The sequence below is a fragment of the Arthrobacter stackebrandtii genome (assembly GCF_017876675.1).
GTDB classification, from domain to species: domain Bacteria; phylum Actinomycetota; class Actinomycetes; order Actinomycetales; family Micrococcaceae; genus Specibacter; species Specibacter stackebrandtii.
Genome location: NZ_JAGIOI010000001.1, coordinates 430,258 through 445,901, shown reverse-complemented (window position 1 = coordinate 445,901; position 15,644 = coordinate 430,258). Strand labels below are relative to the sequence as shown.

General features: G+C 69.1%; 13 protein-coding genes. All 13 read left to right on the top strand.

What is annotated here, in order from left to right; genetic code table 11:
• The first annotated feature begins 650 nt into the window (after positions 1-650).
• The 13 genes from JOF48_RS01815 (at position 651) to JOF48_RS01755 (ending at position 15,637) form a co-directional block, all read left to right on the top strand.
• Complete coding sequence (locus JOF48_RS01815) at positions 651-2,213, top strand: sugar transferase (RefSeq protein WP_209676761.1); 1,563 nt, start codon at positions 651-653, stop codon at positions 2,211-2,213.
• A 53-nt stretch (positions 2,214-2,266) separates the two neighbouring features.
• Positions 2,267-3,376: a Gfo/Idh/MocA family protein gene (locus JOF48_RS01810; protein WP_209676759.1), complete on the top strand. Its 1,110-nt coding sequence runs from the start codon at positions 2,267-2,269 to the stop codon at positions 3,374-3,376.
• Positions 3,373-4,383, top strand: coding sequence for an NAD-dependent epimerase/dehydratase family protein (locus JOF48_RS01805; protein WP_209676757.1), 1,011 nt, complete (start codon positions 3,373-3,375; stop codon positions 4,381-4,383). Before JOF48_RS01810 ends, JOF48_RS01805 begins: the two co-directional genes overlap by 4 nt.
• A 143-nt stretch (positions 4,384-4,526) precedes the next feature.
• Positions 4,527-5,663: a DegT/DnrJ/EryC1/StrS family aminotransferase gene (locus JOF48_RS01800; RefSeq protein ID WP_209684010.1), complete on the top strand. Its 1,137-nt coding sequence runs from the start codon at positions 4,527-4,529 to the stop codon at positions 5,661-5,663.
• Positions 5,651-6,325 (top strand): NeuD/PglB/VioB family sugar acetyltransferase, encoded by a 675-nt coding sequence (locus JOF48_RS01795; RefSeq protein WP_209676755.1) that lies wholly within the window; start codon positions 5,651-5,653, stop codon positions 6,323-6,325. Before JOF48_RS01800 ends, JOF48_RS01795 begins: the two co-directional genes overlap by 13 nt.
• Before the next feature lies 1 nt (position 6,326).
• Positions 6,327-7,478 carry a DegT/DnrJ/EryC1/StrS family aminotransferase gene (locus JOF48_RS01790; protein WP_209676748.1) on the top strand — a complete coding sequence of 384 codons (1,152 nt, stop codon included), beginning with the start codon at positions 6,327-6,329 and terminating at the stop codon, positions 7,476-7,478.
• The gene (locus JOF48_RS01785; protein ID WP_209676747.1) at positions 7,475-8,995 is read left to right on the top strand and encodes an oligosaccharide flippase family protein; all 1,521 of its coding nucleotides are present in this window, start codon (positions 7,475-7,477) and stop codon (positions 8,993-8,995) included. The genes JOF48_RS01790 and JOF48_RS01785 overlap by 4 nt, the downstream gene beginning before the upstream one ends.
• Positions 8,992-10,230, top strand: coding sequence for a glycosyltransferase family 4 protein (locus tag JOF48_RS01780; protein WP_209676746.1), 1,239 nt, complete (start codon positions 8,992-8,994; stop codon positions 10,228-10,230). The genes JOF48_RS01785 and JOF48_RS01780 overlap by 4 nt, the downstream gene beginning before the upstream one ends.
• A complete protein-coding gene (locus JOF48_RS01775; protein WP_209676745.1) occupies positions 10,230-11,423 on the top strand; it encodes a glycosyltransferase family 4 protein in 1,194 nt (397 codons plus the stop codon). Before JOF48_RS01780 ends, JOF48_RS01775 begins: the two co-directional genes overlap by 1 nt.
• Positions 11,410-12,456: a glycosyltransferase gene (locus JOF48_RS01770; RefSeq protein ID WP_209676744.1), complete on the top strand. Its 1,047-nt coding sequence runs from the start codon at positions 11,410-11,412 to the stop codon at positions 12,454-12,456. Before JOF48_RS01775 ends, JOF48_RS01770 begins: the two co-directional genes overlap by 14 nt.
• Positions 12,453-13,805, top strand: coding sequence for a hypothetical protein (locus tag JOF48_RS01765; protein ID WP_209676743.1), 1,353 nt, complete (start codon positions 12,453-12,455; stop codon positions 13,803-13,805). The genes JOF48_RS01770 and JOF48_RS01765 overlap by 4 nt, the downstream gene beginning before the upstream one ends.
• Positions 13,802-14,662, top strand: coding sequence for a glycosyltransferase (locus JOF48_RS01760; RefSeq protein ID WP_209676740.1), 861 nt, complete (start codon positions 13,802-13,804; stop codon positions 14,660-14,662). Before JOF48_RS01765 ends, JOF48_RS01760 begins: the two co-directional genes overlap by 4 nt.
• 114 nt (positions 14,663-14,776) lie before the next feature.
• Positions 14,777-15,637 carry a YveK family protein gene (locus tag JOF48_RS01755; RefSeq protein ID WP_209676738.1) on the top strand — a complete coding sequence of 287 codons (861 nt, stop codon included), beginning with the start codon at positions 14,777-14,779 and terminating at the stop codon, positions 15,635-15,637.
• The last annotated feature ends 7 nt before the right edge of the window (positions 15,638-15,644 follow it).

Genomic DNA, 15,644 nt, shown 5'->3' with positions numbered 1-15,644 from the left:
GACCAGCGTCCCTTTTCACCGGGCCCACCATGGGGGTTGCCCCGGGTGCGCGCGGGCCGGCGCGGGCAGCACCTGGCGTTGCGGCATGCCCGGTGTGGGAAACGCCGGGCACGGTGGACACGTGCCCCGCTCTGCCGGCTCAAGCAAGTGGAAACAAGTGGCGCAGCTGTGCTTTAAAACCAGGCGGGGCACGAGTACTTGCCCGCCCGCCCAGTAGTGGGCGGCCCCAACCAAGTACTCGGAAGCAAAACAAAGTACTCAGGTTCCCACCAGATCCAGTATTGATCACTCGTGTTTTGCCGTGGCGGCTGCCGTTGACTAGAGGTGTTGTTCAGCTCACACCGGTCTCGTCATGGAAGGTCTCACAATGTTCACGTCCGCCCCTGCCGCCATCAGCCATGGCGGTGTGCCCGTCCGTGGTGTGTCCAGCATCTTCCCCGCAGGTTTGAGCCTGTTCCCCTCCCTGGAGCCCGCACGCAGGAATTCCTTCCGCGCTGCCCTGCCAGGAACACTGTCCGGCCGCAACGGCCGGACTCCACATTCGGAGCCGGCGGCGGATAAGCCTTCTGAGACCAAGGCTTTCCCCCAGCCGTCGTCGGCTCCCTTTCTTTGCACGATGGCGTTCCCCGATTCGGTCTTTGGTGTCCGCCATGACTGAATTGCGCATCATCCCGCACCTGCGCCGCCCCGCGACGGGCAGCGCAGGCCGCAAGGGCGCCGGCGTGAAGCCCAAGCACAGCGTGTGGGATGCCCGCAGCGCCAAATTGGACGCGGCGGGCGGCAGGGAAGCTTCCCCATGGTCCGCCCGGTACGCAACCAAGCTCCGGATCAGCGACACCCTGGTCGTCGCCGTCGTGGTGGCCGTGGCCTACCTCAGCCGCTTCGGCGTGGTGGGGATCCACGAGCCGGCAGACCTGAAGGAGACCGGCTACATGTGGGTGTGCATGGCCATCGTGGTGCTGTGGCTGACCGACCTGGCGTACTGCCGTTCGCGGGAGAAGAGCGTTTTTGGTGCCGGTGTCACCGAGTACCGGCGCGTGACCCAGGCAACATTGCGCAGCTTCGGCCTCATGGCCATGGCCCTGCTGGTGTTCCAGATTGAGGTCTCACGCGGGTTCTTCGCCGTCGCGCTGCCGCTGGGGATTGTGCTTCTGGTGGCTGAACGCTGGCTGTGGCGCGGCTGGCTGGCCCGCCAGCGCGACACCGGCAAGTCGCTGTCCAACGTGGTGGTGATCGGCAACCCGCAGGATGTTGAATACGTGATCGGCCAGCTGGGCGGCAACCTCTCCACCGGCTACCGGGTGGCCGGGGCCGCGCTGACCACCCTGGCCCCGGGCATGTCGCTGCTGCCGCCCTGGTACCACGTGCCCGTCCTCTCCACCGCCGCAGACATTGCCGAGGTCGTGGCCAAGACCGGCGCCGAGGCGGTCATCGTGGCCGGCGCCCTGCCGGGAGGCCCCAAGGCCATCCAGGAACTGGGCTGGCGCCTGGAGGACATGAACACCGAACTCGTGCTGGCCTCGAGCCTGACGAATGTTGCCGGGCCGCGCGTCCACTTCCGCCCCCTGGAGGGCCTGCCCCTCATGCGGGTGGAGCTGCCCCAGTACTCCGGCGGCAAGCACGTCTTCAAGCGCGTCATGGACATGCTGCTGGCCACGGCTGCATTGCTGGTCCTGACCCCGTTGTTCCTGGTCCTGGCCCTTGTGGTCAAGCTCGACAGCCCGGGCCCGGTCCTGTTCCTCCAGGAACGGATCGGCCGCAACGGGGAGACGTTCAAGATGGTGAAGTTCCGCTCCATGGTGGTCGGTGCCGAGGCGAAGCTGGCGGCGCTGCAGGACGGCAACGAAGGTGCCGGGGTCCTGTTCAAGATGGCCAACGACCCCCGAGTCACCCGGTCCGGCCGGTGGATGCGCCGCTTCTCCATGGACGAGCTGCCCCAGTTTTGGAACGTCGTCAAGGGGCACATGAGCCTGGTGGGCCCCCGCCCGCCGCTTGCCACGGAAGTGGCCGAATACCAGCAGCCCGTCCAGCGGCGGCTGCTCATCAAGCCCGGCATCACGGGGCTGTGGCAGATCAGCGGCCGCTCCGACCTCGCCTGGGACGAGGCGGTGCGCCTGGACCTCTACTACGTGGAGAACTGGTCGCTGACAGGTGACCTGGTCATCTTGTGGCGGACGTTCAAGGCAGTCGTTGCACCCACAGGTGCCTACTAAGGGTGTTGCAACAGTGCAGCCCTCACAACTGAAGAAGAAATGGAATTAGTGTCATGGTCTCGATTCCCCACCCGCTGCAGCAGCTGAACCTGCTGCCCGAAGATGAAGTCTTGAAGGTCGCCGTCGTTGGAGCCGGCTATTGGGGCCCCAACCTGGCCCGAAACTTCAAGGCCAGCCCGGAGTGGGACCTGCGCGCCATCGTGGACATGGACATTCAGCGGGCCTTGAAGATCGCCCGGCCGTTGGGGGATGTCCCTGTCTTTGCCTCCCTGGAGGAATTGTTTGCCGGGGACGACGTCGATGCGGTCGCCATTGCGACCCCGGCCCGCACGCACCACGCGGTGGCGATGGCTGCGATGCGGGCCGGGAAGCACGTGGTGGTGGAGAAGCCGCTCGCCGACCACTGGGAGCAGGGCGTGGAAATGGTGGAGTTTGCCGCCGCGGCCGGCCTGACCCTGATGGCCGACCACACCTACTGCTACACGCCGGCAGCCCTGAAGATCCGCGAACTGATCGCCGAGGACGCCCTGGGAGAGGTGCTGTTCATCGACTCGGTGCGCATCAACCTCGGCCTCATCCAGCCGGATGTGGACGTCTTCTGGGACCTTGCCCCGCACGACCTCTCGGTCATCGACTTCATCCTCCCCGGAGGGCTGCGGCCGCAGACGGTGGCCGCCCAGGGCGCTGACCCGCTGGGCAGCGGCAAGGCCTGCGTGGGGCACCTGACCTTCTCGCTGCCGAACAACGCCATGGCCCACATCAACGTGAACTGGCTCAGCCCCACCAAGATCCGCCAAATGGTCATCGGCGGTTCAAAAAGGACACTGGTCTGGGACGACCTGAACCCGCAGCAGCGCATCAGCGTCTACGACCGCGGCGTGAACATTGAAAAGGCTTCCACCACGGCTGCCGAACGCAAGGCGCAGGCCGTGTCGTACCGGCTCGGCGACACCTGGTCCCCGGCGCTGCCGGAACAGGAGGCGCTCGGTTCCATGGTGAAGGAGTTTGCGGACAGCATCCGGGGCGTGCGCCCCTCCCGCACCGGCGGGCTCTCGGGCCTGCGGGTGCTCTCGGTGCTGGAAGCGGCAAGCAAGAGCCTTGCGGCAGACGGCGAACACAGCCGGGTTGCCGCATATGAACCTGAACTGGAGGGAACGCGATGAGCAATCTACAAGGTGCAACAGTCCTGGTCACGGGAGGCGCCGGCACCATCGGATCCACCGTCGTCGACCAGCTGCTGGAGGCGGGGGCGGCGCACATCGACGTCCTGGACAACCTCGTGCGGGGGCGCCGGGCCAACCTGGCGGACGCCCTGGCCGGAGGCAGGGTGAGCCTCGTTGAGGGGGACCTGCGCGACCGCGACCTGGTCCACGACGTGACCGCCGGCAAGGACCTCGTGTTCCACCAGGCCGCCATCCGCATCACCCAGTGTGCGGAGGAGCCGCGGCTGGCACTGGAGGTGCTGGTGGACGGCACATTCACCGTCCTGGAGGCCGCCGCCGCCCACAAGGTGGACAAGGTCATCGCCGCCTCGAGCGCCTCCGTGTACGGCATGGCGGAGAAGTTCCCCACCACGGAGCGCCACCACCACCACAACAACGACACCTTCTACGGTGCGGCCAAGTCATTCAACGAGGGCATGGCCCGCAGCTTCAAGGCCATGCACAACCTGGACTACGTGCTGCTGCGCTACTTCAACGTGTACGGCCCGCGCATGGATGTGCACGGCCTCTACACGGAGGTGCTGGTGCGGTGGATGGAACGCATCGCCGACGGCCGGCCCCCGCTGATCTTCGGCGACGGGCAGCAGACCATGGACTTTGTGTTCACCGAGGACATCGCCCGCGCCAACATCCTGGCCGCCGCCAGCAACATCACCGAGGGCGTCTACAACGTCGCCAGCGGCACGGAGACGTCGCTGCTGGGCCTGGCCGAGGCGCTGCTGGAGGTCATGGGCTCCCAACTGCCCGTGGAGCACGGCCCCGAGCGCGCCGTCAACGGCGTCGCCCGCCGCCTCGCCGACGTCTCCGCTGCACAGCGCGACCTCGGCTTCACCGCCACCACCGGCCTGGACGAGGGGCTGTCAAAGCTTGTCGACTGGTGGGCGCCGCTGCGGGAGGAGATCGCCGCCGGCCGGCTGGTCGGTGCAGGAAGCGGGAGTGCCAAGTGAGGTACGACGGCGCACCCGCCCTCGCAGTGGACGGCACCCGGGTGCCGTCCCCGGCACCCGCCGGCCCGCAGCAGGCAGCTGCCGCCGCAGCGAAGGCGGACTCCGCAGCCGCCCCGGCCGCCGCGCCGCCGCGCATCAACGTCATGAAGCCGTGGCTTGGGCAGGAGGAGGCCGACGCCGTCGCCGAGGTCATCGCCTCGGGCTGGGTGGCGCAGGGCCCGCGGGTGGCGCGGTTTGAGGGCGAGTTTGCCGCGGCGCAGGGGGCGGCACACGCCGTGGCCACCTCCAACTGCACCACCGCCCTGCACCTGGCCCTGGCCGTCGCCGGAATCACGGCCGGGGACGACGTCGTCGTGCCGTCCTTCTCCTTCATCGCCACGGCCAACGCCCCAACGTACGTGGGCGCACGTCCGGTGTTTGCCGACGTCGAGCCCGCAACGGGGAACGTCACGGCCGCAACCATTGCCGCCGCGCTGACACCGGCCACACGCGCCGTCATCGTCGTCGACCAGGGCGGCATGCCGGTGGACCTGGACCCGATCCGGGAACTGTGCGGCCCGCGCGGCATCACCGTCATCGAGGATGCCGCCTGCGGGGCCGGCTCCACGTACCGCGGCCGGCCGGTGGGGGCGGGGGCCGAGATTGCCGCGTGGTCATTCCACCCGCGCAAGATCCTCACCACGGGGGAGGGCGGCATGCTCACCACGTCCCGGGAGGACTGGGCCCGCCGCGCGGCCACGCTGCGCGAGCACGCCATGAGCGCCTCGGCCGCCAGCCGGCACGGCTCGGTGCTGGCACCGCCGGAAGAGTACACGGAGATCGGCTTCAACTTCCGCATGACGGACATGCAGGCCGCCGTCGGGCTGGTCCAGCTGGGGCGCCTGCCCGCAGCCGTGCAGCGCCGCCGCGAACTCGCCGCCGCCTACACGCAGGCGCTCGCAGGCGTTCCAGGGCTGCGCATCCCCGGGGACCCCGCACACGGCACCAGCAACTTCCAGTCGTTCTGGCTCGAGGTGCTCCCCGGCTACGGCACCACCCGGGAGGGCCTGCTGGAACACCTGGCCGGGCTGGGCATCTCCGCCCGCCGCGGCATCATGGCCGCCCACCGCCAGCCCGCCTATGCGGGCCGGGACACGGGCACGGCGGCGCTGCCGGTGACGGAGCGGCTCACCGACAACACCTTGATCCTGCCGCTCTTCCACCACATGAGTGCCGAAGAGCAGCAACGGGTCATTGACGCCGTGCGCACCGGGGGAGGGCAGCCGCCATGGCAGGACTGATCCTGGTGGCCGCCAGCGGCCTGGCCCGCGAGGTCCTCGCCGCCACCCGCGCGTCGGACTCGGCCCACGTGGTGGGCTTCCTCGACGACGACCCCGCCCGCGCCGGCGAAACCATCGACGGCATCCCCGTGCTGGGCCGCATCAGCGACGCCACCGCCTACCCCACGGAGTCGTTCGTGCTCTGCGCCGGGCAGGGGGCCGCACGCGAGCGGATCGCGCTGCTGCTCGCCGGGCTCGGCATCGGCAGCGTCCGGTACGCCTCCGTCGTGGACGGCTCGGCCGTCGTGTCAGAAGGCTCCACCCTCGGGGCCGGCTGCATCCTGCTGGCCAATGTGGTTTTGACCGCGGGCGTCCGGCTCGGCAGCCACGTGGTGGCCATGCCCGGCGTCGTGTTCACGCATGACGACGAGGTGGATGACTACGCCACCCTCGCCGCCGGTGCCGCCCTGGGCGGGGGCGTCCACATCGGCCGCGGCGCCTACCTGGGCATGAACTCCAGTGTGCGGCAAAAGGTGTCAGTGGGGGCGGGCGCCGTCGTCGGCATGGGGGCCGCCGTCCTCAGTGACGTGCCCGACGGCGAAACCTGGGCGGGCGTTCCGGCCCACCCCCTCAGCGGGCGGCCCGGGCTGCCCGGCAACAACTCGACGGACGGGAGGCACTGAGATGTCACTCACCGACACCGCACACGTGGACATGGGGCACATCCCGCTCGTTGACCTGCCGGCCCAGATGGCGGAGATCGCCGGGGACATTGCACAGGAGCTTGGCGAGGTCCTGCGCACGGCCGCCTTCATCGGCGGGCCCGCCGTGTCCCGCTTCGAGGACGCCTACGCACGCTTCACCGGAACCGCACACTGCATCGGCACGGCCAACGGCACCGACGCCCTGGAACTGGCACTGCGCGCTGCCGGCGTGCGCCCCGGCGGGGAGGTCATCCTGCCCGCCAACACCTTCGTGGCCACCGCCGAGGCCGTGGCCCGCATCGGCGCCCTTCCCGTCCTCGTCGACGTGGACCCGGGGCACCTGCTGATCGACCCTGACGCAGCCGCCGCAGCCGTGACGGGCAGGACGCAGGCCATCGTGCCCGTGCACCTGTTCGGCCAGCTGGCACCCATGCCGCAGATCCTGGACATCGCGCTCGCAGCCGGCATCCCGGTGGTGGAGGACGCCGCCCAGTCGCAGGGCGCCGAATGGCACGGGCAGGTGTCCGGATCCTTCGGCACGGCCGCGGCCACCAGCTTCTACCCGGGCAAGAACCTCGGTGCCGCCGGCGACGCCGGTGCCGTCACCACCGGCGACCCCGACCTCGCCGCCACGGTGCGCATGCTGGGAGCGCACGGCAGCAGCGAAAAGTACGTTCACGACGTCGTCGGCATGAACTCCCGGCTGGACACCGTCCAGGCGGTGGTACTGGACGCCAAGCTGGCGCACCTGCCCCGCTGGAACGGCCTGCGCCGGGAGGCGGCGGCACGCTACGGCGCCCTGCTGGCCGATGTTCCCGGCGTCTCGGCGCCTCAGGGCAGGGACGGCTACACGGATGCCTGGCACCTTTATGTGGTGCAGCTGGAGAACCGCGACGGCGTGCTGGCGCGGCTCAACGGGGCCGGCATCGGCGCCGGCATCCACTACCCGACCCCGATCCACCTGACCAAGGCGTTTTCCTATTTGGGCAAGGGTGCCGGCGACTTCCCCGTGGCCGAGGCCGCCGCCGGGCGGATCCTGTCCCTGCCGCTGTTCCCGCACATCACACAGGCGCAGCAGGAACGGGTCGCGGACGCCGTGGCCCGGGCCGTGAGGCAGGTGCGGCTGCAATGACCACCCACACTCCGGGGCTGCCCGTGATGGCCGCGTCCACGACTGGCGGGTCCGCCGAAGGATCAGGCGCCCTCGTCACGGACGTGCGCCGCGGGGCGCTCTGGACTGGTGCCAGCACCATGCTGCTGCGCATCAGCAACATCGCCCTGATGGCGGTGGTGGCCCGGATCGTGGCGCCTGACGAGCTGGGTGTCTTTGCCCTGGCCGTCACGGTGCAGGCCGTCCTGGTCAGCATGGCTGAGCTCGGGGTTGCCTCCGTCATCGCCCGGACCGAGATCGACATCGACAAGATTGCACCCACCGTGGTGACCATCTCCGTCACCACCAGCCTGGTGCTCGGCTCGCTCATGGCGCTCGGCGCCGAGCCGCTCGCCGTCTTTCTTGGCTCGCCCGACGCCGCCGGGCCCATCAGGATCATGGCCCTCTGCGTGGCCATGATCGGCCCGTTTGCCGTCCCCGGCGCCCAGCTGCAGCGCGACTTCCGCCAGGACCTGTTGTTCCGGGCCAACATCCTCGCCTTCCTGCCCTCCGCCGCAGTGCTGGTGCTGCTGGCCCTCGGCGGCGACGGCGCCTCGGCCTTTGCCTGGTCGCGCGTGGCCGGCCAGCTGGTGGCGGGCGTCATCATGGTCCTGTCGATCAAGCGGAACTACCTCCCCGGATTTGAGCCGGCCTTCCTGCGCCCGCTCCTTCGGTTCGGGCTGCCCCTGGCCGCCGCCAACATCCTGAGCCAGGTGCTGCTGAACGTGGACTACGTGTTCGTCGGGCGGATGATGGGCGAGGCCGACGTCGGCCTGTACATGCTGGCCTTCAACGTCTGCATGTGGTCCGGGGCTGTCATTGGCGCCATGCTCAACGGCATCGTGCTGCCCGCCTTTTCCACGGTGCTTCGCGACGGCGGGGACACCTCCGCCGCCATCGCCGCCGGACTGCGCACGGTGGCGCTCGTGGCCTGCCCCCTCGCCGCCTTCACCTGCGCCTTTGCCACGCCCCTCATCACCACCATCTACGGAGGCCAGTGGGCGGCGGCCGGGCCCGTCCTTGCCGTGCTGTCCTTCTACGGGGTGGTCTCCGTCATCGGCGTCCTGTTCGCCAACATCATCATCGCCACCGGCCGCACAGGTGTGCTGTTCCTCGTCCAGGCCATCGCCCTGGCCTTCCTCGTTCCCGCCCTGGCCGCCGGCATCCACTTGGGCGGGCTCGTGGGGATCGGCGTGGCCCACCTGGCCGTCATCAGCCTGGTCACCCTGCCCGTCTACCTCACCGCGCTGCACCGCTCCACCGGCGTCCGCCTGGGCCAGCTGGCCCGTGCCATGGTCCGGCCCGTGCTCGCCGCGACCGCCGCGGCGCTCCTGGCCCTGCTGCTGACCGCCCCGATCGGCACGGACATCCTCAAGGTCGCGGTTGGCGGCTGCATCGGCGCTGCCGTGTACTTCCTGGGCACCCGCAGCCACATCATGGCGCTGCTGCCGCGGCGTGCAGGCCGGGAGCCCGCGCTCCAGGCGGGAGGGACGCCATGACCAAGGTCCTGGTGCAGCTGAACAACCTGGCGCTCGGCGGAACACAGATCAACGCCGTGGACATGGCATGGGCGCTGACGGCCCGCGGATACGACTCCGTCCTGGCCGGACCGGTGGACACGCTGCCGCGGAACGGGCCCAGCCTGTTCGACATCGCCGCCGAACGCGGCGTGCCGCTGGAAACCTTTGAGCGGCCCCGCAGCACGCGGGCCGGGGCAGCAGCCATGTCGCGGCTGGCCGAGCGCCACGGCGCGGACATCGTGCACATCTACGGTTCCTGGACCGCGCGGGCAGCCCTGTGGGGCCCGTGCCTGCTAGGCCGGCGCCCGCTGGCCCTGACCATCTACGAAATGGCGGTGGACCCCGGCACCCCGCGCAGTCCCGCCCTGGTCGTCGGCACCCGGTACCTCGCCGAAGACCTGGCCGGCCGGGCTGAGGGCGTGGAGCTGATCAGCCCGCCCGTGGACCTGGACCGCGACGCCCCGTCCGGCACGGCCGGTCGGGCCTTTGCCCAACACCACGGACTGGAGCAGGGGCGGCTGAAGATTGTCACCGTCACCCGGCTGGATGAGTCCATGAAGTCACTCAGCGTGAATCTGGCCATCGACGCCATGGACCGCATGGGGGATGTGGGGGCGGACCTGGTCATCGTGGGCACGGGTGATGCAGAAGCAGGCATCAGGGCCCGTGCGGCGCAGGTCAATGCCCGGCACGGCCGGCCACTGGTTGTCCTGACAGGGCCGATGTCGGATCCCCGCGGCGCCTATGATGCAGCCGACGTCGTCGTGGGCATGGGCGGCTCGGCCGCCCGCGGGCTCGCCTTTGCAAAGCCGCTCGTGGTGACGGGGGAATTTGGCTGGTTCAAGACGTTCACCCCGGCCACGTCCGACGGGCTGTTCCGCAACAGCTTCTGGTCTGACGAAGCCCGGACCGACGCCGTCGAACAGCTCATTGAATGCCTGCGGCCCCTGCTGGCCGACGCCGGGCTGCGGGAATCGCTCGGTGCATTCAGCCGGGACTTCGCCACAGCCAGCTTCGGCCTGCAGGCCATGGCAGACAGGCAGGCCGCCGTGTACGAGCGGCTGCTCCGGCACTACGGCCCGCGCGCCTGGAGCCGGGAACTGCCACTGGAAGCCGCCAACGTTGTCCGCGGCGCGCGCGACCGGCTGGTCCGGATGCGCAGCCGCACCACAGGGCACGGGCGCCGCGTGGCCACCATGGGGGGAGGAAACTGATGCGCATTGGACTTCTGTATCCTGCGGCCCAGCCGCTGGACCCGCGGAACTGGTCGGGAACTCCGGCCGGCCTGGCGGGGGGCCTCGCCGCCAACGGCGTGGACCTGGTGCCGCTGGCCGCCGCGGTTCCGCCCGGCCTCCACCAGGGCGTCGCGCTGGCGTCCCGCCTGGGCGGGCACCGCGGCGCCGTCGCGGACAGGATGCCGGTGCGCCAATGGGCCCGCACGCGCGCGCTGCACCGGAGCGTCCAGGCGGCAGGCCCCCTGGACGCCATCGTGGCCATGGGCACGGAAATGTACGATCTCCGCGCCGCCGTTGCCGGGGCCGCCCCGTGCATCAGCTACGACGACGGAACCCTCGCCCAGATGTGGGCCAACCCCGAATCCGACATCAGCCAGGCCGGATTTGCAGACCGCCACGTCCGGGCCTGGATCGGCCGGCAGGCCGCGTCCAGCGGCGCCGCGCAATTGTGCGCCGTCAGCACCCGGTGGGCAGCCGCCTCCTTCGCCGCCGACTACCTCATCGACCCGGAACGCATCGCCGTGGTGGGCATGGGCCACCGTCCGCGCACCGCGGCAGCCGGTAACCGCAGCTGGGACACCCCGCGCTACCTGTTTGTCGGCGTGGACTGGCAGCGCAAGAACGGTGCCGCCGTGCTGGAGGCCTTTGCCAGGGTCCGGCAGGACTTTCCCGCAGCCACCCTCGACGTCGTCGGAGGGCACCCCGCCCTGGACGCCCCGGGAGTCACCGGACACGGCATGATTTCACGGGACGATGCGCCGGGCCAGCGCACGCTTGACGGGCTGTACGCTGCGGCCACCTGCTTCGTCCTCCCCAGCCGCTTCGACCCCTCCCCGATCTCCTGCCTGGAAGCCGGATCGGCCGGGCTGCCCGTCATCGCCACCACCGTGGGCGGCGCCGCGGAGCTGCTGCCTGGCGGAAGCCTCGTGGTGGATCCCCTGGACACCGGCGCCATTGCAGCGGCGATGCGCACACTCGCCGACCCCGCACGTGCACGGTCCATGGGAGCCGCGGCACGGCAGGCTGCGGCGAACTGCTCATGGCAGCACGTTGGAGCCCGCATCCTCGACGCCGCCCTGGCCCTGCCCCGCCAGGGTGCACCGGCGCACGGCGGCAACCAGGCAGCGGACAGTGCGCGGGGCGTTGGGGGTGGCAGCCATGAAGGCGCGTGAAGCCGTGCGGAAATCCGTGGCCGCCTACCAAAACTGGTCCGACCTGCGCTGGCGCAAGCCGCCGCGCCTGCACGTGGGCGCAGCCGCCGGCGACCCGGCCGTTTACTACCTGGCCCCCATGGAGACGAAGCCCAGCGGCGGCGTCAAGGTGATCTACCAGCACGTCGACGCCCTCCGGGACCTGGGCATCCGGGCCGCCGTGCTGCACGCCAAGGAGGGCTTCCGCTGCGACTGGTTTGAAAACCAGACCCCGGTGGTCTCGGCCGCCACGGTGAAACTGAAGGCCAACGACATCCTTGCCGTCCCGGAATGTTACGGCCCCACACTGCACCTGTTTCCGCCGGAGGTCCGCAAGGTCGTCTTCAACCAGGGCCCGCACCACACCTTCGACAGGATTCCGTTCACGGACACCGCGGCCGGGCACCCCTACCGCACGGCCGGCAACTTGGCGGCGCTGCTGACCGTCTCCCGCGACGGGGCGGAACTGCTGAAATACGCCTTTGACCCGCTGCCCGTGGGTGTGGTCCGCAACGTGGTGGACGGGCGTGTTTTCACCACGCGGACGGGACCGGCCCCGCGTCGCATCGCCTACATGCCCTCGCGCCGCCCCGAAGAGCTCCACCAGCTCAGGCACCTGCTGCGTGCCGTGGGGGTCGGCATGCCCGGAGGCTGGGAGCTGCTGGAGATTGCCAACATGGACGAGTCCCAGGTGGCGGCCGCCATGCGGTCCAGCGCCATCTTCCTCAGCCTCAGCGAGCGCGACGGCTTCGGCCTGCCGCCGGCCGAGGCAATGGCCTCGGGCGCCTACGTCGTCGGCTACGCGGGAGGCGGGGGGCGGGAATTCTTCGACCCGTCTTACTGCACCCCCGCCGTGGACACCACCACGCTGCTGCGCGGGCTCCTCGATGCCATGGACATGCCCGATGCAGAGCGCGAGGAACGGGGGCTCAAGGCCTCGGCCGCAATCTTGAACCACTACACGGCGGACGGTCTCCGCGCCGACTTGGAGACTTTTTATGGGGAGGTACTGTGAGCACGCGAAACAGCCTGGTTCGGATTCTGTCCGCACCGTTCAGGGCCGCATCAGCCAAGGCGGCCCCGGTGGCGGCGGTGGTGCTCCTGTCCCTCGTGGCGGCAGGCTGCACCAGCCCGCCGCTGGAGGAGGCCGTCGCCGCCCCCGGCGCGGCAGAGACCGGCCCCGCCGAGCTTGACCTGCCCCGCATCCCCTGGGAGGGCGGCAGTGCGTACTGGAAGCAGTTTGCCAAGCCGCAGGCGGCCGGCTGGAGCGACCCCGGATTCTTCCCCATTGTCATCTGGTACAACGGCATCAGCTCCGACGCCGAGGCCCAGTATGACAAGTCCCTTGGCTTCAACTCCTACATCGGCATGGCCGACACCACCCCGTATTCCCTGTTCGCCGACAACAACATGTTCTGGATCGGCGGAAAGCTCAACGACGGATTCACCGACAGCAGCAAGTATTGGGTGGGCGACTTCCTGGACGATGAAACCGACGGGCGCTTTGCCACGGCGGCAGAAGGCCAGAAGTACCTGGAAGAACAAAAGGCCAAGTACGCCGGTGACGGCCGGTTCAACTACGTCAACTTCTCCCAGATCGTGATCGGCCAGGACATGCCGGCCAAGGACTCGGAAAAGTACGTCAACGCCTACACCGACGTGGCCAGCGTTGACATGTATTGGTACACGGTGCCGTTCTGCAGCTGGGACCCCATGCCTGTGCGCTACCTGGTCCCGGTGACCCAGACCAACTGCCGCACCGCCTCCAGCTACGGAAAGACCATGGAATCGCTGCGCCAGCGGGACGTGACAGACGGCAAGCTGCAGTCCCTGTGGCAGTTTGTGGAGATCCTCAACGGCGGCCCGGGCGACGACCAGCCGTTCGTCGCCAACGTCACGGCCGGCCAGCTGCAGGGCGCCGTCATGAACTCGCTCATCCACGAGGCCCGGGGGCTGGTGTACTTCAACCAGAGCCTCAACGGCACGTGCACGGGCGGCAGCATCGTCCGCCAGACACAGGTGGACCCGAAGTTCTGCGCCGCCCCGCAAGTTGCCGCGGCGGGGGAGATCAACAACCGCATCCACGACCTGGCACCCGTGCTGAACAGCCAAAGCTACAAGTACAGCTTTGGGCCCGGGCTGGACACCATGCTCAAAGCGAAGGACGGCTACGCCTACATCTTCTCCATGGTCGACGACGCACTCAACCCGGGTGCCAGGACGTTCACCCTGCCCGCCGGCATCAGCGGCAAGAAGGTGGAGGTCCTGTACGAAGACCGCACCATCGACGTCGCCGCGAACAACACCTTCAAGGACACCTTCAAAGCCGAATATTCCTACCACATCTACAAGGTGAAGATATGAATGCCACCGTGGACCACGTCCTCCTGACCCGGTTCAACCTGCCCTCCGTCGGGGTGGAAAGCACCGTGCGGGCCCATGAAGGCTGGCTGCGCCAGCGCGTCGCGTTGTTTGAACGCTACTGCCTGCCCTCCGTCATGGCCCAGGACACCCAGGACTTCCACTGGATCAGCTATTTTGACCCGGAGTCGCCGTCGTGGCTCCGGCACCGGATTGCGGAGTGGGAGTCGGCCTCGGCCCTGACACCGGTCTTCCGCGAGTCAGTCAGCCACGGCGAACTCATGGATGACCTCCACCACCTGACCGGCGGGCGGCGGCAGCAGCTGCTGACCACCAACCTGGACAACGACGACGGGCTGGCCGGCGACTTTGTCTCCCGCCTGCAGCGCATGCCGGCCGCCGGCCCGCGCAGCGCCCTGTACTTCAGCCGGGGCCTGATCAAGCACGGCAGCGCGGTGTACCTGAGGACAGACAGGGACAACGCCTTCTGCTCCGTCCGCGAAAACTGGGAAGCACCACTGGGCTGCTGGGCCGACTGGCACAACAGGCTGGGACTGCACATGCCCGTCGTCGAAATTTCCGGGCAGCCGGCCTGGCTGCAGGTCATCCACGACCTCAACGTCAGCAACAGGATCCACGGGCGCAGGGTGGCCCCGGACCCGTACCTGCCGGCCTTCGGTGCACTGCTTGAGGACGCCGCAGGCACCAGCCGCAGGGATGTCGTCATGGATGCCGTCTGGAACGCACCCAGGCGCGCTGCCAGGGAAACGCTTCGGGCCGCGGTCAAGAAATCTGTCATGACCGTGGCAGGGAAGGAAGGGCTGGACCGGTTCAAGGCCGGGCTGGCTGCCAGAAAGTAATCAAGGAAATCCACTGGGGGAGAAGGTCTTGACAATGAATACACAGGGAAAGCAGTACAGGCGCCGCGAATTCGCGCGCACAGCTGGCACATGGGCAGGGGAGGTGAACGGCTGATGTTTCTCCAAGACTTGGGAAAGGGCCTCTTGCGCCGCTGGTACATGGTGGTGCTGGGCCTCGGCCTGACACTGTACGGCGCCTACATGGTCTACGGGGTGGTCCCGCTGACCTACAAGGCCACGGCCAGCATCGTGCTGGTGCCCCCGGCAACGGCCGTCGTGGAGGGGGAGAACCCGTACCTGTACATGGGCGGGCTCGACCAGGCCATGAGCGTTTTGGTGGTGAAGATGAACTCGGAAGCCATCAGCACCCCGCTGACCCACAAGCAGCCGGGCACCACCTACTCCCTGGACAGGGACATCAGCACCACCGGCCCCATCATGCTGCTGACCACCGAATCCACGTCCGAGGCCAGCACCCTGCGGCTGCTCAACAACGTCATCAAGGTGATCCCGGACAACCTCAAGACCCTGCAGGACCAGCTGAAGATCCCGGACAACGCCCGCATCTCGTCGATGAACATCGCCTCAGACCATGAGGCCAAGCCGCAGAACAAGGACCGGATCCGCATGACCCTCATGACCGTGGCGGCCGGTGGAGCCGCAACGGTACTGCTGACCGGGCTGGTCGACAGGATGCTGATGGCCCGGCGCCGCCGCCGCCCCCCGCGCATCAAGAAGCAGAAGGCCGGCAGGAAGCCGCCGATGGATGGCCAAAATCCTGTGAACCTGCAGCAGGGGGAAGTCACGGCAGCCCCGCCCAGCAAGGCCGCCACGAAGGCCGCGGCCAATTCGGCGGGGAAGGCAGGGAAGGCGGCCTCCCCGGCGAAGCAGGCTCCCGGGGCGGATGCCCCTGCCACGCCGGCGCCCGCCCCCCTGGCCGCCGATGCCGGAACAGCGCTGGCCCGCAGGGGGTAGTGCGCCG